This is a genomic window from Mycobacterium sp. IS-3022, assembly GCF_001500065.1.
Lineage (GTDB): Bacteria > Actinomycetota > Actinomycetes > Mycobacteriales > Mycobacteriaceae > Mycobacterium.
Genome location: NZ_LQIN01000034.1, coordinates 67044 through 85153, shown reverse-complemented (window position 1 = coordinate 85153; position 18110 = coordinate 67044). Strand labels below are relative to the sequence as shown.

Sequence of the window (18110 nt, the reverse complement as noted above, 5' to 3'; positions counted from 1 at the left end):
TCGGTCTACCGTTGATTACCGTGAGCGCATCGCATCCCGGCGAGGTCGAACTCGATTTCGCCCGTGAGTGGGTCGAGTTCTACGACCCGGACAATCCCGAGCATCTGATCGCAGCCGATTTGACGTGGCTGTGCTCCCGCTGGACGTGTGTGTTCGGCACACCGGCCTGCCAGGGCACGGTCGAGGGGCGCCCGGACGACGGCTGCTGCTCGCACGGCGCGTTCCTGTCCGACAAGGACGACATCGCCCGCCTGGACGACGCGGTCAAGACGCTGACCGACGAGGACTGGCAGTTCCGCGAGAAGGGGCTCGGTAAGAAGGGGTACCTCGAGATGGACTCCTACGACGACAAGCCCAACCTGCGCACCCGAAAACACAAGGGCGCCTGCATCTTTCTCAACCGGCCCGGCTTTCCCGGTGGCATCGGCTGCGCACTGCACAGCAAGGCACTCAAGCTGGGTGTCGAACCGCTGACGATGAAACCCGACGTGTGCTGGCAGCTGCCGATCCGGCGCACGCAGGAGTGGGTGGAGCGGCCCGACGGGACCGAAATCCTCAAGACGTGGATCACCGAGTACGACCGTCGCGGCTGGGGTGAAGGCGGCGCGGATCTGCACTGGTACTGCACCGGCGATCCGAACGCGCACGTCGGCAGCAAGCCGGTCTGGGAGTCCTACGGGCCCGAGCTGACCGAACTGCTCGGCGAGAAGGCGTATGCGGAGCTCGCGGCGATGTGCAAGCGGCGCAGCGGTTTAGGGCTCATCGCCGTGCATCCCGCGACTCGGCTGGCCGGATGAACCTGTTCCTGTTCCGGCTAATTCCGCCGCGAGCGGATTTCGCCCAGACCATGACGCCCGCCGAGCAGCAGGCCATGGCCGCGCATCAGGAGTACTGGCAGCAACTGCTCGCCGACGGTCACGTCGTCGTCTACGGACCGGTCGCAGATCCGGAAGGTGTCTGGGGAATGGGCGTGCTGCGCGCCACCGACCGCGCCGAGGTGCTCGCGATCGCCGAGCGCGACCCGTCGGTCACCGCCGGTGTCAACACCTTCGACGTGTTCGAGATCATGGGCGGCACGACGGGCTAGGTGCGGCGAGTGTCGGGTTGTGGCACGCGATCACGCCTCGAAGTCAAGTGAAGGTAACCCAGTTTCGGCGGGCTACTTCTCGAGTTTGTCAACCGACTCGAGAGCGTCGTATCGCGCACCCGTGAGCTCGACCGACTTCTCCCACAGCTCCGCCGCCAACTGTGCATTGCGCGCTGCTGCGCTGCGCGGCGATCGGCTCACCGGCCCGCGGACCCCGAACAATCGGTTCGGACCGAGATAGTCGCCGTTGCGTACGTCGGGCATCGTTGCCGCGTACAACTGGCTCAGCGCACCGCTTTCCTCGCTGTTGGTGAACAACCGAAGCGCGACGTGCATTAGTTGCACCGCTCCCGGAATCGGCGGAACCATCGAATCGAACAAGTTGGTTGCGGCCACCCCGGGATGGGCGATCACCGACTTCAGCGCGAGCCCGGCGGCGTCACTGCGTCGCGCCAGTTCCGCCCCGAATAGCAGGTTGGCCAATTTGGATTGCGAGTAGGCCGACATGCGTCCGTATTCGCGCAGCTCGAAGTTGAGATCGGCGAGGACGATGAGCCCCTGACGGTGGGCGATGCTGGACAGCGTGACGACCCGGGGTTCGGACGTGGCCAGTAGCGCGGGCAGCACCCCGTCGGTGAATGCGAAGTGGCCGAAATGGTTCGTGCCGATCTGCATCTCGAAGCCATCGGCTGTTCGGGCGAAGGGAATGGCCATCAGGCCGGCGTTGTTGATGAGCACGTCGATGCTCGGCGCTACCTCCACGACTTCGGCGGCGGACTCCCGCACCGAACCCAGATCGGCGAGATCGAGCGGAACGAGATGGTGCTCGGCTCCTGGCCCGGCCAATCGCACCCGGTCGAGTGCTTCGAGGCCGGTCATCTGGTTGCGGCAGGCCAAAATAATTCGCGCGCCGGCAGCCGCGAGCGCAGTCGCAGCCTGGAGACCGAGGCCGTTGTTCGCACCGGTTATCACCATGGTCTTACCGGCCTGATCGGGGATGTCCGCCGATCGGAAGTTGTCGACCTGCAACCTCGTTCGCGTCATCGGACTTCGGCCATCCCTGACTCCTCGACGGTGGTTCTCGGTGCGACCCGCGCCAATAATCGAGCCCCCACCGTCTCGGCGAAGCTGATCGAGAACGGTTGTGCCATCCGCCGATTGATGCCCGGCGCGATGCGCAACATGAAGTACCCCAGCCATGCCTCGGTCCGCACCGGCACGACCGCGAGGTCGTAGCGGACCGCTCGCACGGCCGCCCGGGCCACCAAATCAGGGCTCATCGGCGAGAACGGAAGCTTCTCGGCGAACTCCTGCAGCTGCCGGGTCAATTGCTTGCCACGCTCGATGATTTCAGGGTCGACGCCGACGGTCACCGCCCGGTCACCGATGTTGGTACTGATCACACCCGGACAGATCGCGCTGACACCGATACCGTGCGGGCCGAGCTCCAGGCGTAGGCATTCGCTCAGCATCTTCACCCCGGCCTTGGACACCGAGTACGGCGCCATCACCGGTGTGGGCGTGAAGGCCGCTGCCGATGCGATGTTGACGATGTGCCCGCCTCTGCCCCGCTCGACCATCATGGTGCCGAACACCCGACAGCCGTGCACCACACCCATCAGGTTGATGCCCAGTTGCTTGTCCCAATCCTCGGCGGACAGCTTGAGGAACGGGCCGCCGACGACGATCCCGGCGTTGTTGACCACAACGTCCGGCACCCCGAAGTCGGCACGCACCTCGCGAGCGAACAGTTCCCAGGCGTCGGGGTCGGTCACGTCCAGCAGCATTGCCGATGCTCGGTTGCCTACACCCTTGATCATCGCCGCTGTGGCCTCTGCAGAGTCGAGGTCGATATCCGAAACCACCACGTGGGCACCGAGTTTGGCGAAGCGGATCGCGGTCGCCCGCCCGATACCGCTACCGGCGCCGGTGACAACGACGACTTCCGGTTTGAGGTTGTTGAACTTCACAGGGCTTCTTTCGACGTAGCTGCCAGTTCGCGGACGGTTCCGGTGCCGGTACCGTAGTGGTAGACGTCGAGGTCGTAATGGCGGTTGTGCCAGTACATCTCGCCGTGCGTGGTCGGTCGGAACGGCGAGTCGCCGTGATAGTCGATGTAGTAGGTGTTGGAGCCCTCGCACGCCGGCGTGAACAGGAAGTTGCGCTCCTGGCGCCGGAGGCACTTCTGGAAGTACGCGTCGTGGACTTCTTGGCGGATCTCCACCTCCAGGGCATCGCGCCGCTTGGCTTCGGCGATCGCTCGGCTCAGATGCGCCGATGTGGCCTCGATCATCCACAGGTAAGAGCCCAGTACGAAGCCGTACGGTCCGGTGATCATGAACATGTTCGGAAAACCGGGTACCGAAACCCCTTGGTACGCCTGGAACCGGTTGACCGCCCAGAACTCCCCGGCGTCGACGCCGGCACGGCCGACGACCGGGAAGGGTGGAACCGAATCGCGCTCCCACAGTTTGAATCCGGTCGCGCAGATCAGAACGTCGACCTGGTGCTCGACGCCGTCCGCGGTCAGCACCCCGTTCGGGGTGATCCGCTCGATGGAGTCGGTGACCAGGCTGACGTCGCTGCGGTTGAATGTCGTCAGGTAGTCGTTGGACATCGACGGCCGTTTGCAGCCAAGCCCGTAGCGCGGGATCAGTTTCTCTCTGGTCACCGGGTCCTTGACCTGGCTGCGCATCCACGCCCTCACAGGTGCCTCGGCGAGCTTGCGCGTCGAGTTGACCAGCCACCCCGGGCCGGCCAGCATCCCGCTCATCCCGATCTCCGTCGCGATCGTGCCGAGACCCCGAACCGCGGAACGCAGCTGTCGCTGCTCCATCACTCTACGTAGGACGCCGCGGATCTCAGCGTCCCGCTTGGGGAACACCCAGATCGGGGTGCGCTGGAAGACGGTGAGATGCTCGACCTCGTCGACGATCGCCGGAACCAATTGCAGCGACGTCGCGCCGGTCCCGATCACGGCCACCCGCTTGCCATCCAGGGCTACGTCGTGGTCCCACAGTGCGGTGTGCATCAGTACGCCACCGAAGTCGTGCAGACCTGGAATATCCGGCATCTTGGGCCGTTCCAGCCCACCGACCGCCATCACGACATACCGGCCGGTGATCTCTGCCCCACCGTCGACGGTCAACCGCCACAGGCTGTTGCGCTCGTCGAAGGTCGCGCCGATGACCGTGGTGTTCAGTCGCAGCTTGTCCCGCAGGCCATACTTGTCCACCATGCGGTCGGCGTAGTCGCGCAGTTCGGCGCCGGGCGCGAAGACGCGTGACCAGTCGCCCCGCTGTTCGTAGGAGAAGCTGTAGATCACCGAGGGGATGTCGACCGCCACACCGGGATAGGTGTTTGCATGCCACGTGCCTCCGACGTGATCCCACTTGTCGAGAATGACGAAGTCGTGAATGCCTTTACGCTGCAACGCGATACCGGTGCCGATTCCGCCGAATCCCGCACCGACTACCACTACCTCGTGGTCGGGGTCGATGCGCTCCGCGACCGGCGGACGCTCGATATCTGTGCTCGTCGTCATTTCACGTAACCGACGAGTTCGCCGTCGGCTCCGAACAGTTCCCGTTGCCAGCGTTCGAGTAGCTCGCCGGTCCGGACATCGTCGGGGTGAAAGCCGGGTCGTAGGTACTCTCGGATCTCCGGCATGAATCCGCGCAGAAGCGGACCGCGGAAGATGTGATAGGTCTGCCGCAACACCTTGACGGGGCGCCACGCGGTCGGATCCATCAGCATGGACACCGACACCGCAGCCGTGACGAACGGGATCGTCAGGTAGTACATGAACCACATCACCGCGATGCGGATCCGCTCCGAACCGCCAACCGCGCGATAGACATCGAAGGCGACCGACTTGTGCTCGAGTTCTTCCATCGCGTGCCAGTTCAGTAGGTGCCACACCTCGGGATCACCAGGGATCGCCTGGATTTCGTCCTTGGACAGCACCCGCGCTCCCAATACGGCGGTGTAGTGTTCGGCAGCGGCCGTCATCGCCAGGTGCACCTTCGCGGGGAACAGTTTCTCGATGCGCAGCATGAGCTTCTGCCGCACACTCGTCGGTGAGAACAGCAGGAAGCGGACCAGCGGATAGCCCAGGTCGGCCAGGTGCGCGTTGAGCTTGCGATGCTCCTGGCCGTGCACGGACTCCTGGCCGATGAAGCCCGCGACCCGCTTCTTCAAGACTGGATCGGTGATTTGGTCGGAGAAGCGGCGCACCGACCGAATGAACGACTCCTCGCCGGGCGGAAACGCTCCGGACAGCACGGCCACGAGGTGGCTCATCACGATGTCGCCTTCGACGAAGTGGCGCCGGATGGGTTCGGGCTCGCCGAATGGGAACCTCATCCGACGGACCGTCGGGTACGCGCCGGTCGTCGAAGTGTCGCCGGTCGCCAGTGACTCCGTTGTCATGGTCGAATCCTTCCTTGTGGCTGTCTATTTCAGGTTGGCTGTCTATTTCAGATGGTCGACGAGGACGCCGCTGGCGCCGAAGAGTTCGTCCTGCCACCGCTCGAGCAGCGCAGTGGTATCGATGTCGTCAGGATGGAATCCCGGGCGCATGTACTTGGCGAGTTCACTTGGCAGGCCCTTGAACACCGGACCGGTGAACAACTTGTACGCCTCACGCGCCAGGCGGCGCGGTTGGCGACGCGCGATCGGGTCACGACCTATCGAAACGCCCAGCGAGACCAGGGTCACCGGAACGGTCAACGCGTACATAACGGCCATCACCGCAATACGCGTGCGCTCGGTGCCGCCGACCGCGCGGTACACGTCGAACGCCACGGACTTGTGCTCCAGTTCCTCCAGCGCATGCCAGTTGAGCAGGTGCCACATCTCCGGTTCGGCGGGGATCGACTGGATTTCCTCGCTGGAGAGCACCCGCTCGGCCAGCACGGCGGTGTAGTGCTCCGCGGCGGCGGTCATCGCCAGGTGCACCTTCGCGGGCAGCCGCTCCTCGAGACGTATCTGCCCGGCCTTCAACCGCTTCGAGTCCCACCACTGGATGGCATAGCCCATCTCGACCAGCTTCTCGTTGAGGTGGCGGTGCTCCTGGCCGTGCATCGACTCCTGGCCAATGAAGCCGGCCACCCGCTTCTTGAGGTCCGGATCGGTGATGAGGTCCGCGAAGCGGCGCACCGACCGGATGAACCCCTCTTCACCCGGAGGGAATCCCGCCGAGAGTCCGGCGACGAAATGGCTGTACACCATGTCGCCGGCGACGAAGTACTTCTTGGTGGCTTCCTCGTTGAAACGGAAGCGGATCCGCCTGGTCTTGGGATGAGGCCTGGTCTCTGGCTGAGAAAGTGTCGCGCTTCGCGCTTTCGTTACTGCCGACCCTTGCCCACTGCGTTCGTTCACGGTTGCCCGCCCTTTTCTCGAACATTCAGTAACTAGTACCGCTAGTACTAGGTGATCTCAGCCTAAGTCGCGGCGCTGCGACGCGCAAGGGTTTTGAATAATGACGTTCTTCGAGAATCGCGATCGAGGAGACGAGCCGCTTCCGGCGCGGGTCAGTCGGTTTCGAACAGCGGCAGCTGCTCGTCAGGATCTATGGCCACGCCGCGCGCAGCAGCCGTTGCCGACAATGCGCCCCAGAGCAGGGTGCTCAGCTCATCGATCAGCTCGTCCTTGCTGATAGTCGGCTCGTTGAGCCATCGCAATACGCCGAGCGCCACGGCCCCGAGAATGCCGTCGACCACGTACTGCAGGTTGTCCCCGTTGCCACCGCGAGCAGTCAGCATCGCCGCAACGATCGCGGTGGTCGCATCGGACAGACCTCGGCCGCTTTCAATCAGCTCGGCACTTGACTTGCCGTCGCTGAAATGCGAACCGACCAGGAACCGAAAGAGATTGGGCCGCTCGTCCACCAGGTCGATGTAACCGACCAAAGCAGAGCGAACGAGCTCCAACGCCGTACCGGCGAGATGGAATCTCGGCACGACCCGCTCAATGATCAGCTCCTGCACCCGTTCACCGACCGCGGTGAACAGCGTCTCCTTGTCGGCGAAGAAGCGGTACAGCTTCGGCCGTGGCACGCCGGCCGTCTTGACCACGTCATCGATCGAAAGTTCCGGCCCGTACTCGTCGATGGCGCGCAGCGTCGCCTCGATCAACTCCGTCCGTACCGTTGCGCGGTGCGCGCGCCAGCGGTCGGTCCGCGCGTCGCCCGTCGGCTCCGACAGTCGCGCGGCGAGGCGGGTGGCATCTGCCGGCATACGCCGATCGTAATTCAGCCAGCTCTCGCCGGTCGGCGGCGCGCGAGCGCGGCCTGCCTGCGATCCGCCTGCGGAGGGTCGAAACCCTAGAAAGTGCTCCTGCGCCGCCGGCCGACCAGCTCATGAACTTGTATTCGTGACCGAAACCCTTACGGCGGTTTCTGCTGAACCGCCCAGCAGACGCGCTCGTGGTGCTCGTGCCGCCGCCGTTGTTCGGGTTCAGTCAGCGACTTTGCGCTCTAACAGGAAACTATGTGGCGACGACCTCGGTTCCACTTTCCAGCTTCTCGAGCCACATGCGGAGCGTGGCGACCATCAAACTTGCGCCCTGCTCGCCGTCGAAGAGGCCGATGGCCTGGCCGATCGCCAGCCCCGTGCCCGTGGACACGACGGCATTGATTGCGTCGTCCAGCCTCGGATCCGTCTCGGAGATCCCCTCGGGAAGCGCGTCCCCGAGCACTGCCCGGACCGATTCCGTGATCCGTGCGATGACATCGCGGTTGGCTGCGACCTGGTCAGCGTCATTGAAGGTGCTCGTCAGATACTCGGCCGCGAAGGTGACCAGAGACGTCTCAGTTGCCAGCCGGGTCCACCACGCCGACAATGCTTCGAATCGCGCATCCATCGAATCACCCGCGCGGACAATGCCTTCCATCAGCGCAGTGACCTCCGACATGAACCGGATTCGCATCACCTCGCGGCAGAGCGATTCCTTGCTGTCGAAGTTGCTGTAGACCGCCCCGATGGTCCGACCGGCTTCAGCGGCGATCGCCGCGATGGATGTGGCGTGGTACCCGTTGGTGTAGAACAACTGCTCGGCGGCATCCAGGAGGGCTTGTCGGGTCTGGGCCTGACTCTCAGCGCGAGTCAGCACCTTCCGAGCAGCCACTTCACCCTCCGCTTTGCTAGTCCAGGATGAGAGACATACTACCGCTATCTGAATAGTGAGTGCGTGCTAGCCAGCAGCCTGCCGTCGAGCTTCCCGCGCCGCGCCGCGGACCATGACCGAGGTCAGGCCACGCAGCGCGAGTGCGAGCAGCGACCCCGGCACCGGAATTGATGGCGTGCTGTCCATCCGGTAAGTCACCCGAGTCCCGTCGCCGTCGTCGGCGAAGGTGATCTCACCGATGTGGCGCCGCACCGGTGCGCCTGCGATCAGTTCGTAGGAGATCCGTTCGAGCGGCACGAGTTCGGTGATGCGCTCCTTTACGCCGATCGGACCGAGACCCAGCTGGTGCACCGCACCCACCCCCTGGCGTTCGTCGACGCCCTCCTGTACCAGGCGCATCTGAAGCGGAAGGAACCTGGAATACCCATCCCTGTCGGCGAATACGTCGTACACGATCGCGCGCGGTGCGGGTACTACCCGCGTGACTGTTGCGTTGGCCACTATGCCCTCATTCCACTCGTCGTCATGTCATTGTCCGATCTCGCGCATTCCAGCGTGACGCCGGCCGCCCTCAGTCGTTCGACGAGGACGTCACCGAGTGCGGCCACCGGTGTCAGTACGCCGGCTCTGACGGGAAGCCGGTCAGCATCGAGCACCAGTCCGAGCGCGCACTCGGCGAACATCACTGCGGTTCCCTTGTAACCGGGGTCGCCCGCGAGCTTGAACGTGGCCACGTACCGGGCGTCTGTCGATGTCCGCGTGTACGTCTCGACCCCGAGGTATCCCCTGTCCATCGTCTTATCGCTCGGGCCCGTGCCGGGCTTGGGCAACACGATATCGAGCGCTCGGCGGATCGGCGGGGTTGCCATCGATGCGAAGGCCACCGCGCAGCCGAGGACAACGGCCCCGGCGACGACTGTCGACACGATGGGCAACCGAACCAGCCTGATGCCTTCGCTGTACCGGAAGTCGGGTCCGTACGCGTCGCCGAGTAAGGCGTTGGTGCGTCGCACGATCCTGGTGTTGTAGATCGACACCGGGAAAGGCGCGAGCGTCCCGCGCAGTGACGGATCGACCCTGGCCGCGTTGATGATCCTGCCGTCGAACGGTTGCTTGGGCCGCGGCCGTGATTCACCGGGGTTGTTCGTCAAGGCGTCCGGGTCCAGCACCTGACGCAGCTGTGGGCGATTTCCGACGAGCCCGGCGATAACTCGGAATGAGTCAACCGATCCGCCCGACACCCAACCCCATATCTGACGGAGGATCATGGTCGTGTCGCCGAGCGTGCCTTCGCCGTCGTCGGCGGCGGCGCGGTGCAACAGGTACGCCGTCACATCCGAAGGCACGGAATCGAATCCGCACGAATGGATGATCCTCGTCCCGTTCTGCGCCGCCTGATCGTGAAACTTGTCGATGGACCAGCGCACGAACGGCGTCTCGGCGGTCAGGTCGAGATAATGGGTGCCGGCGTTCACCGCCGAAGCGACCAGGTTCTCGCCATACCGTAGCCACGGGCCCACGGTCGTCATGACCACCCGCGTCCGCGTGGCCATGGCGTCCATTGACGCCGGCGATCCTGCGTCGGCCTCGATGAGGGTCCAATCGGCCGCCCGGTCGGGCAGCGAGCGGCGAACCTGTTCTAACTTCGCGCGATTGCGTCCGGCCAGCGCGACCGAAACACCCTGCGGCGCATGGTCAGCCAGATACCTCGCCGTCGCGGCACCCGCGACCCCGGTAGCGCCGAAAACAACGATGTCGAACTCGCGCTTCCCCCGCCGGGACGCCCAAGACTTCTTCACCGGACGCGGTCCACGAGGTCGCCGTTGGCGCCGAACAGCTTGAGCTGCCACTCCTGAACGAGGTCCTCGGTGTCGATGTCGTCCGGGTGAAAGCCGGGGCGGGTGAACTTGGCGAGTTCGCGCACCAATTTCGGGGACATGGGCACCGGTTCGCCGAAGCGAAAGCGCATGCGCCGCAACTTCGGTAGCACCAAACTCAACGGTGACCGATGGCTCCTCGCATTGCGTATGAATAGAGATTCCAGGACTGCCACGGTGTTCCTCTCGCCTACGCGAATGCCGCGACGTCGGACGGGGAGGCCGCGTCGACGGCCACCTCGTATCGGTAGTCGTCGAGCGGGAACTTGCGGTTGCCGCGGCTGGCCTCGAAGAAGCCCGACGGCCGGATATAAGTACTGTCCCCCTGCGAGTTCCGGTAGTACGTGGGAACGTGGCCGTTGAGGTCGGCCAAGTAGTAGCGCAGGGCCTCGCCTCGCTCATACATAGCACCGTGGTAGCGCTCGGCCGCCTCCTTGCGTATCTCGCATATCGTCGCCCCGCGTCTGCGTGTCTCGGTGATCGCCCGCACCGCGTGATCTGCAGTCATCTCGACGAAGGAATGCCAGCCCGATCCCGTCCACGAGTAGGGCCCGACGAGGGTCCACCGATTGGGCAGCCCGGGCACCGAGACGCTCTCGTAGGCCTGCAATCCCTCGTCGCGGTAGAACGTGGCGAGGTCGAATCCGCCACGGCCAACGACTGTTCCAGGTCGATACGTCTCCGGGTCGGAGAACACCTCGTATCCAGTGGCCAGTATCAGAGCGTCGAGCTTGTGCAGCACGCCGTCGCGGGTCTTCACCCCCGTCGCGGTGATCTTCTCGATGGGCTCGGTGATGAGGGCGACGTTGTCTTTGTTGTAGGCCCTCAAGTACGCGCTCGACAAGGTCGGCCGCTTGGCCAGGACGCCGAAGTTCGGCGTGAGCTTGTCCGCGGTCACCGGATCCTTGACCACGCGTCCGACGTAGCGCCGGTAGCCGTTGATCGTCCACGCGTCGAACTTGTCCATCACTGGCCGAACGGCCCGTGCGGGCGGCTTGGTAAGCGAACGCAGCAATAGATCCATGACCACCAGTGCGCCGCCGTGGATGGTCGCCGCCAGTCCCGGTATCGACAGCACGAGCTGCACGGCCCGAGGTACGGCGAAGTCGGGCTTCGGCACCGACCACACCGGAGTGCGCTGAAACACCGTGAGATTCTTCACCTCCGGTGCGATGGACGGAATGATCTGCACCGCGCTGGCACCGGTACCGATGATGCCCACGGCCTTACCGCTCAGGTCATAGTCGTGGTCCCACGAGCTCGGCCGTAACACCTTGCCCTTGAACGACTTCGCCCCGGGGATCCCGACGTCCTCCTTCGGCCGTACGAAAGCACCGACGGCGCTGACCAGGAAGCGTGCGGTGACGATCGAGCCGTCGTGCATGTGCAACTTCCAGAACCGGCCTTCGTCATCCCACACCTCCTTCTCGACGTTGCAGTTGAACCGGGTTCGTTCGTACAGCCCGAACCGGGCGGCCACATCGGCGTGATACTGCTTGACTTCGGCGCCGTGCGGAAAGAGCCGGGACCACTTCGCGTTCCGCGCGAACGAGTACTGGTAGGCCAGCGCCGGAACGTCGACGCCGAGGCCCGGATAGTGGTTTTCGTGCCAGCTGCCGCCCATGTCGTCGGCCCGCTCGATGATGACGAAGTCATCGATGTCGGCCATGCGCAGCTTTGCGCCGATGGCGATTCCGGCCGGCCCAGCACCGATGATCGCCACCTCGTACTGCGGCCGGCTAATTGCCTGCGTCATGCCGTTTTCCCTTCATTGGGTTGCACCGATGTGTCGACAAGCTCGCCGTCGGCGTCGTAGATCCGCACCTCGATGGGTTCTCCGGCTGCCTCGCGGTCGCGATTGAGCAGGGTCAGGAGCCGCGCTCCGCCGGTCTCCAGCCGGGAGACCGGGAACTGCCGCACGATCGCCCTGGTGAGCGACGGCGCCACCCGCGACAATCCGTAGGTCAGCCAGGCTTCGGTTCGCACCGGCACAACGTTGAGGTCAAAGCGCACCGCCCTGACCGCAGCGCGTGCGACGAGGTCCGGGCTGAGCGGCTGGACCGGCAGTTTCGCAGCGTAGTCACGGATCTGCTGCAGGACGTCCTTGCCCTGATCGATCAAGTCGGCGTCGATTCCGACCGTGTCCGCGTTCTTGAACAGGTTGGTGTTGATCACCCCGGGGCAGACGGCACTGACCCCGATTCCTCTGGGGCCCAGCTCAACTCGAAGGCACTCGGTGAGCATCCTGACGCCGGCCTTCGAGACGCAGTACGCGGAAGTTCCGGGCAAGGGCGCGTAGGAGGCCGCGGACGCGATGTTGACGATGTGCCCGCCTTCGCCGTGCTCGACCATCTGCCTGCCGAACACACGGCAGCCGTGGACGACCCCCGTCAGGTTAGGACCGAGTTGGCGGTCCCACGCCTCAGCCGTCATGTCGAGGAAGTCACCGGCAACCACGATGCCGGCATTGTTGACCAGAACGTCGGAGACGCCGAATTCCTCGAGCACGCCATCGGCGAACGACTCCCACGCATCCGGGTCGGTCACGTCCAGCCGGGCCGCCGACGCCGAATGGCCATTGGCCCGAATCGTTTCTGTGGTCACCTCGGCTGCGGCGAGGTCGATATCGGACGCCACCACGTGGGCGCCGCGCTTGGCGAATCTGATCGCGGTCGCGCGGCCGATGCCGCTACCGGCACCGGTGACAACGACGAGCCTGGGTTGCAGGCGGTTGAGCTTCACGGTTGTCTCCTCATCGGACGCGATCCACCAGATCGCCGTTGGCGCCGAACAACTTCAGTTGCCACTCCTGGACCAGGTCTTCGGTGTCGATGTCGTCGGGATGCCAACCCGGCTTCAGGAACTCACCGAGCTCGAGGATCACCCCCGGTCCGAGCGGTCCACGGAGCACACTGATCAGATCCCGCAGGAACTTCATCGGTTGCCGCCGCGCGGCGGGATCGCCAAGTGCCGAGGCCAGGGTGAGACCGAACAGGAACGGGTAGAACAACAACACCGTGGGCAGACCCACAACCACGACGCGCACCAACTCAGATCCACCCTTGTGTTGGTACAGGTCGAACAACACCGACTTGTGTTCCAGCTCTTCCAGAGCATGCCAATTGAGGATCCCTCGCACGTTGGGATCCGTTAGCATCGACTGCAATTCCTCGCTGGTCAACAAGCGTCGCGTCGCCGTGGCGGTGCCGTGCTCGAGCATCGCCATGAAGCCCAGGTGCAACATCCGGCCCGCGAATTCTTCGAGCCGAGTGTATGTCCTTTCCAGGAATTCTTCCCTGGTGAAGAGCCAGGAGGCGATCGGGTAGGTGCCCATCTCGTGGATCGTTTGGTTCAGTCGATTGTGCTCTTGGCCGTGCGTGGACTCCTGGCCGATGAAGCCCGCAACCCGCTTCTTCATCACCGGATCGTCGATCTCACCGCTGAACCTGCGCGCTGACCGGATCAGCGAGTCCTCTCCCGTCGGAAAAAGTCCCGAAATCACTGCGGCTAGGTGGCTCAGAGCGATGTTGCCGTTGGCGAAGAAGTGATCCATCGGCTTCTCTTCACCGAAGGGGAACCGGACCCGTCGCACCTTCGGCGGCACCAAGCTCAGCTCACTACGAACCCGGTTGGCGTTCTTCTGCAAGATGTTCATGGCCATACCCATGGTCGATCCCCTTCGTCAGGATGAGACGGACTCGGCTGTCGGAAAGTGGCTTTCGATGGTCACGTCGTTCTCCCTGTCGTTGCGGTCGATCAAGGTCAACAGTCGAGCGAGTGAGGCCTGCAGTCTGGACGGCGGGAACTGACGGGTAATCATCCTGGTGAGCGATGGCGCCGTCCGGGACAACCCGTAGAACAGCCAGGCTTCGGTGCGAACGGGCACCACGTTCAGGTCCAACCGCACCGCTCGGACGGCGGCGCGAGCGACGAGGTCCGGGCTGAGCGGCTGGACCGGCAGCTTCGCGACAAAGTCACGGACCTGTTGCAAGACGTCCTTGCCGCGGTCGATCAACTCGGTATCCAGTCCGACCGTCTCACCGTTGTTGCCGATGTTGGTGTTGATCAAACCCGGGCAGATGGCGCTGACGCCGATTCCCTTGGGACCCAGTTCAACTCGCAAGCATTCGGTGAGCATCCTGACCCCGATCTTCGAGACGCAGTACGCGGACCCGCCGGCGAGCGGAATGTAAGAGGCGGCCGAGGCGATGTTGACGATGTGACCGCCCTGGCCGCGCTCCACCATCTGCTTACCTAACACGCGGCAGCCGTACACAACCCCCATCAGGTTGGGACCAAGCTGACGGTCCCACGCCTCAGGCGTCAGGTCCAGGAAGGCGCCGCCGACGCCGATGCCTGCGTTGTTGACCAGGACGTCGGCGACCCCGAACTCCTGCCGCACGTCGTTGGCGAACGACTCCCACGCATCCGGGTCGGTCACGTCCAGCCGCGCCGCCGACGCCGAATGGCCCTTGGCCCGAATCGTTTCGGTGGTCACCTCGGCGGCGTCGAGGTCGATGTCCGAGACGACGACGTGCGCGCCGTTCATCGCGAATCTGATCGCCGTAGCGCGTCCGATGCCGCTGCCGGCGCCGGTGACGACGACGAGCTTGGGTTGCAGGCGGTTGAGCTTCACAGTTTCTCCTGGGATCGTCTCAGGTCAGCCCACGGCGCCAGCGGGGACGGGCTCGAGTTCAGTGTCCCGGCTGCGTCCCGGGCGAAGGCGCGAGTATGCGTAGTGATCGAGCGGGAAATGCTTGTTTCCCCACCACATCTCGAGGTGCGTGCTCGGGCGGATGGCGGCGGGATCGCCCTGGTAGTTCACGTAGTACGTGTTGGAACCTTCGCAGGCCGGGGACAGCCACAACGTCTGCAGGGCGCGCCGCCGACTCTTGTTGTAGTAGGCATCGTGGGGTTGCTGCTTGATCTCCACACGCGTGGCCTCGCGCCGCCGCGCCTCGGTGATCGCGCGCGCCGCGTGCCGGCTGGTGCATTCGATCATGGCGATGTACGACCCGGCGGCGAACCCGTAAGGGCCGGTGATCAGGAAGCTGTTCGGGAACTTCGGCACCGAAACACCCTGGTAAGCCTGGAAGCGGTTGTCGTGGAAGAATTCTCCGATATCCAGGCCGTCGACGCCGCGCAGCGGGAAGGGCGGTGTGTAGCCCTTGGCCATCACCTTGAACCCGGTGGCACACACCAGAACGTCGACGTCGTGGGACACGCCGTCCTCGGTGACCACATCGGTCGCGGTGATTTCCCGAATCGGCGCCGTGACAAGGTCTACGTGCGGTTCTGCGAACGTCTTGAGATACCGGTTGGACACCGACGGCCGCTTGCAGCCAGGCGCGTAGGCCGGCGTCAGTTGCTCGGCCAGCTCGGGGTTGCCCCGCAGCCACGCCCGGTAGCCCACCGCTCCGCCCCGCCGAAGCGAATCCGCGAGAAACGGCACGCGCTCGTGGAACACCCCGATGCCGGTGATCCCGAAGTCGATTCCCAGGGTGACCGCCGCTCGGATTGTGCGCCGCAGCAACGACATCCTCAGCAGGGCGGCGCTGACGAACGTCGGAATCGGAAAGTCCGGCTTCGGTGCCACCCAGATCGGTGTGCGCTGGAAGACGCTGAGATGACCTGCCACATCGGCGAGTTCGGGGATCAGCTGCAGCGCCGTCGCGCCGGTCCCGATAACCGCGATGCGCTTGCCCGCATAATCGAAGTCGTGGTCCCAGTTGGCGGTGTGAACCACCTTGCCCGAAAACTGGTCGATGCCGGCGATGTCCGGGAGGTTCGGCACCTCCAGGCCGCCCACGGCACCGATGACGAATCTCGCGACGAGAGTCTCCCCGGACTGCAGCTGGATCCGCCAGACGTGCTGCTCCTCGTCCCAGTCGGCAGCGACGACGGCTGTGCTTAACCTGATTCGCGAGCGTAGGCCGAACGAATCGACCACCTGCTCGGCGTACTGCTGCACCTCAGCTCCTGGTGCGAACATCCGCGTCCACTTCTTGGGTGGCGCATACGAGAAGCTGTAGTAGATGGACGGAATGTCGACCGCCACACCCGGATACGTGTTCGCCCACCAGGTCCCGCCGATCCCGTCGTTCTTGTCGACGATGACAAAGTCGTCGACGCCGGCCTTCGTCAGTTCGACAGCTGCTCCAATCCCACCAAAGCCGGCGCCGACGATCAGGACCTCGTGGTCGATGCGCTGCGTCACGCGTTCGCCTTTCGATTCGCCAGACGTTTGAGGAGTGGTTGGGCAACACCGAGCAGTCGTTCGGCCCGGTCATAGGACGCGACCGAGGTGACCGTCCGCATCAGGCTCGGCGACAGGCGAATCACGAAGTATCCCAACCACGCTTCCGGGGTGACCGGAACCACGGCCCAGTTGCGACGCACCGAGCGCTCGATGGCCCGGGCAACCCGGTCCGGCCCGGCCAGCGCGACTCCCTGCTGGACCACCCTCATCTGCGCCCGCCATTCGGACTGCTGTTCCTCGGTGAGGCCGTTTCGCTCACCATGCGCCAGTAGTTCGGTCCGGATCACACCCGGGCAGATCGCCGTGACGCCAATGCCGTGCCGACGCAGTTCAATCCGCAATGACTGCGAGGCCATCAACACAGCGGCTTTCGCGACACTGTATGCGGGCGCCAACTGCGTCGGCAGGAACGCCGCCCCCGACGAGATGTTGACGATGTGGCCGCGCACGCCTGAATCGATCATCTGCTGCGCGAACACGCGTGAGCCGTACACGACGCTCATCACGTCGATATCGACCAGACGCTGCCACTGCGGAACGGTGGTTTCGACAAAGCCGCCGATATCCATCACGCCCGCGTTGTTGACGAGAACGTCTGCGGCCTTGAACTCGGCCCGCACCCAGGCGGCGAAATCTTCCCATTGATCCTCGCGACTCACGTCGAGTCGATATGGAACGGCCTGGCCGCCGTCGATCTTGATCTCCCCAGCGGTCGCCTCGGCCCCGACTTCGTCGATGTCGGCGATGATCACGCGATCTCCTCTGCGGGCGAACACTTTTGCAGTCTCCTTGCCGATCCCCGCGGCGGCTCCGGTGATGATCACGGTCTTCATCGCGCACCTCCAAAGATCTTTCCTGCCAAGGCCGTCGCCCGGTCGGCCAAAGGCATTTGCACGAAACCGCTCAGACCCCGCACCAATGACGGCGATAGGCGGTACAGGTACCAACTGGCCCACGCCTCAGCGCCGACCGGAACAGTCGAGATGTTCCACCGCACGGCACGCTGGATTGCCGCAGCCACCCGGTCGGGTGAGCGTCCGATATACCGATGTGCTGCACCAAGCTTTGCCGCCCACTCTGCACTGTCGTCCGCACCGACACCGGCTCTGGTGCCGTTGCCCGCCAACCCGGTACGGATCAGACCCGGACAAATCGCGCTGACACCAATCCCTTTGCCGCCGAACTCCTGCCGCAATGCCTGGGTTCCGAGCCAGACGCCGGCTTTCGCGGTCACATAGGACGGCGCCAGCGCCGTCGGAAGGAACGCACCACAGGACGCAACATTCACGATGTGGCCGCGCGTGCCCGCGTCCACCATTCGCTCGACGAAAAGTCGCGACCCAATCAGCGGGCTCATCATGTTGATCTGGATCATCCGTCGCCAGTCGTCCCCGGATTGCTCGAGAAATCCCCCGCCGATCAGGATGCCGGCGTTGTTCACCACCACGTCGGGCACGCCGAACTCTTCGCAAGTCCATGCGGTGAAGTTCTCCCAGTCGTCGACGTCGGCGACATCGAGGCGACGAAACACGGCGTTGCCGCCCTTGGCCCTGATCGCATCGACCGTTTCGTTCCCCGTCGTTTCGTTGATGTCGGAGACGATCACCGTCGCACCCTTGCGAGCGAATCGTTGCGCGGTCGCCCTGCCGATCCCGCTCCCCGAGCCCGTCACCACTGCCAATGTCATTCATCGACTCCTTGTCGTGTGCGCGGGATCACTCCCACTGACAGAATAATACTATTCAGATAGCAATGCAAT

The 18110-nt window shown here is 64.3% G+C and carries 17 protein-coding genes and 2 pseudogenes; 2 read left to right on the top strand and 17 right to left on the bottom strand.

Going from position 1 to position 18110, the window contains the following annotated elements:
* Positions 1 to 20: 20 nt before the first annotated feature.
* Together AU188_RS17485 and AU188_RS17480 are read left to right on the top strand one after the other, a co-directional pair.
* Entirely contained in the window at positions 21 to 797 is a 777-nt protein-coding gene (locus AU188_RS17485; RefSeq protein WP_059099135.1) for a DUF3109 family protein, read from the top strand.
* On the top strand, positions 794 to 1087 hold the full coding sequence (locus tag AU188_RS17480) for a YciI family protein (protein WP_172799536.1): 294 nt from the start codon (positions 794 to 796) through the stop codon (positions 1085 to 1087). The genes AU188_RS17485 and AU188_RS17480 overlap by 4 nt, the downstream gene beginning before the upstream one ends.
* Before the next feature lie 72 nt (positions 1088 to 1159).
* Here the strand turns inward: AU188_RS17480 and AU188_RS17475 are convergent, their stop codons facing one another.
* From AU188_RS17475 to AU188_RS17400, 17 genes and pseudogenes are all read right to left on the bottom strand, one after another.
* Positions 1160 to 2131: an oxidoreductase gene (locus tag AU188_RS17475; protein ID WP_059164938.1), complete on the bottom strand. Its 972-nt coding sequence runs from the start codon at positions 2129 to 2131 to the stop codon at positions 1160 to 1162.
* Positions 2128 to 3057 carry an SDR family NAD(P)-dependent oxidoreductase gene (locus AU188_RS17470; protein WP_059164937.1) on the bottom strand — a complete coding sequence of 310 codons (930 nt, stop codon included), beginning with the start codon at positions 3055 to 3057 and terminating at the stop codon, positions 2128 to 2130. The genes AU188_RS17475 and AU188_RS17470 overlap by 4 nt, the downstream gene beginning before the upstream one ends.
* Entirely contained in the window at positions 3054 to 4631 is a 1578-nt protein-coding gene (locus AU188_RS17465; protein WP_059164936.1) for a flavin-containing monooxygenase, read from the bottom strand. Before AU188_RS17465 ends, AU188_RS17470 begins: the two co-directional genes overlap by 4 nt.
* Complete coding sequence (locus AU188_RS17460; RefSeq protein ID WP_059164935.1) at positions 4628 to 5518, bottom strand: metal-dependent hydrolase; 891 nt, start codon at positions 5516 to 5518, stop codon at positions 4628 to 4630. Before AU188_RS17460 ends, AU188_RS17465 begins: the two co-directional genes overlap by 4 nt.
* Positions 5519 to 5560: 42 nt before the next feature.
* Entirely contained in the window at positions 5561 to 6373 is an 813-nt protein-coding gene (locus AU188_RS17455) for a metal-dependent hydrolase (RefSeq protein ID WP_059165028.1), read from the bottom strand.
* A 248-nt stretch (positions 6374 to 6621) separates the two neighbouring features.
* Positions 6622 to 7326, bottom strand: coding sequence for a TetR/AcrR family transcriptional regulator (locus AU188_RS17450; RefSeq protein ID WP_059099140.1), 705 nt, complete (start codon positions 7324 to 7326; stop codon positions 6622 to 6624).
* 250 nt (positions 7327 to 7576) lie between these two features.
* Positions 7577 to 8215 (bottom strand): TetR/AcrR family transcriptional regulator, encoded by a 639-nt coding sequence (locus AU188_RS17445; protein ID WP_286137539.1) that lies wholly within the window; start codon positions 8213 to 8215, stop codon positions 7577 to 7579.
* 66 nt (positions 8216 to 8281) lie between these two features.
* Positions 8282 to 8716 carry an SRPBCC family protein gene (locus tag AU188_RS17440; protein ID WP_059099141.1) on the bottom strand — a complete coding sequence of 145 codons (435 nt, stop codon included), beginning with the start codon at positions 8714 to 8716 and terminating at the stop codon, positions 8282 to 8284.
* Positions 8716 to 10014 carry a saccharopine dehydrogenase family protein gene (locus tag AU188_RS17435; RefSeq protein WP_059164934.1) on the bottom strand — a complete coding sequence of 433 codons (1299 nt, stop codon included), beginning with the start codon at positions 10012 to 10014 and terminating at the stop codon, positions 8716 to 8718. The genes AU188_RS17440 and AU188_RS17435 overlap by 1 nt, the downstream gene beginning before the upstream one ends.
* Positions 10011 to 10121 (bottom strand): annotated as a pseudogene (locus tag AU188_RS26065) (metal-dependent hydrolase); the annotation flags it as partial. The pseudogene AU188_RS26065 and the gene AU188_RS17435, both read right to left, overlap by 4 nt.
* 161 nt (positions 10122 to 10282) lie before the next feature.
* On the bottom strand, positions 10283 to 11848 hold the full coding sequence (locus AU188_RS17430; RefSeq protein WP_059164933.1) for a flavin-containing monooxygenase: 1566 nt from the start codon (positions 11846 to 11848) through the stop codon (positions 10283 to 10285).
* A complete protein-coding gene (locus tag AU188_RS17425; RefSeq protein WP_082686681.1) occupies positions 11845 to 12834 on the bottom strand; it encodes an SDR family NAD(P)-dependent oxidoreductase in 990 nt (329 codons plus the stop codon). The genes AU188_RS17430 and AU188_RS17425 overlap by 4 nt, the downstream gene beginning before the upstream one ends.
* A 10-nt stretch (positions 12835 to 12844) precedes the next feature.
* Complete coding sequence (locus AU188_RS17420) at positions 12845 to 13747, bottom strand: metal-dependent hydrolase (RefSeq protein WP_059099145.1); 903 nt, start codon at positions 13745 to 13747, stop codon at positions 12845 to 12847.
* Positions 13710 to 14728 (bottom strand): annotated as a pseudogene (locus tag AU188_RS17415) (SDR family NAD(P)-dependent oxidoreductase). The gene AU188_RS17420 and the pseudogene AU188_RS17415 overlap by 38 nt, the downstream one beginning before the upstream one ends.
* A gap of 24 nt (positions 14729 to 14752) precedes the next feature.
* Positions 14753 to 16309, bottom strand: coding sequence for a flavin-containing monooxygenase (locus AU188_RS17410; protein ID WP_059164932.1), 1557 nt, complete (start codon positions 16307 to 16309; stop codon positions 14753 to 14755).
* Positions 16306 to 17184 (bottom strand): SDR family NAD(P)-dependent oxidoreductase, encoded by an 879-nt coding sequence (locus tag AU188_RS17405; RefSeq protein ID WP_059164931.1) that lies wholly within the window; start codon positions 17182 to 17184, stop codon positions 16306 to 16308. Before AU188_RS17405 ends, AU188_RS17410 begins: the two co-directional genes overlap by 4 nt.
* Complete coding sequence (locus AU188_RS17400; protein WP_059164930.1) at positions 17181 to 18038, bottom strand: SDR family NAD(P)-dependent oxidoreductase; 858 nt, start codon at positions 18036 to 18038, stop codon at positions 17181 to 17183. Before AU188_RS17400 ends, AU188_RS17405 begins: the two co-directional genes overlap by 4 nt.
* Positions 18039 to 18110: the final 72 nt, after the last annotated feature.

What these genes read in the sequence shown, in the direction of transcription:
- AU188_RS17480 (WP_172799536.1), top strand. Translation starts at nt 794, where the DNA reads ATGAACCTGTTCCTGTTCCGGCTAATTCCGCCGCGAGCGGATTTCGCC.
- AU188_RS17475 (WP_059164938.1), bottom strand. Translation starts at nt 2,131, where the DNA reads ATGACGCGAACGAGGTTGCAGGTCGACAACTTCCGATCGGCGGACATC.
- AU188_RS17465 (WP_059164936.1), bottom strand. Translation starts at nt 4,631, where the DNA reads ATGACGACGAGCACAGATATCGAGCGTCCGCCGGTCGCGGAGCGCATC.
- AU188_RS17460 (WP_059164935.1), bottom strand. Translation starts at nt 5,518, where the DNA reads ATGACAACGGAGTCACTGGCGACCGGCGACACTTCGACGACCGGCGCG.
- AU188_RS17450 (WP_059099140.1), bottom strand. Translation starts at nt 7,326, where the DNA reads ATGCCGGCAGATGCCACCCGCCTCGCCGCGCGACTGTCGGAGCCGACG.
- AU188_RS17430 (WP_059164933.1), bottom strand. Translation starts at nt 11,848, where the DNA reads ATGACGCAGGCAATTAGCCGGCCGCAGTACGAGGTGGCGATCATCGGT.
- AU188_RS17420 (WP_059099145.1), bottom strand. Translation starts at nt 13,747, where the DNA reads ATGAACATCTTGCAGAAGAACGCCAACCGGGTTCGTAGTGAGCTGAGC.
- AU188_RS17405 (WP_059164931.1), bottom strand. Translation starts at nt 17,184, where the DNA reads ATGAAGACCGTGATCATCACCGGAGCCGCCGCGGGGATCGGCAAGGAG.
- AU188_RS17400 (WP_059164930.1), bottom strand. Translation starts at nt 18,038, where the DNA reads ATGACATTGGCAGTGGTGACGGGCTCGGGGAGCGGGATCGGCAGGGCG.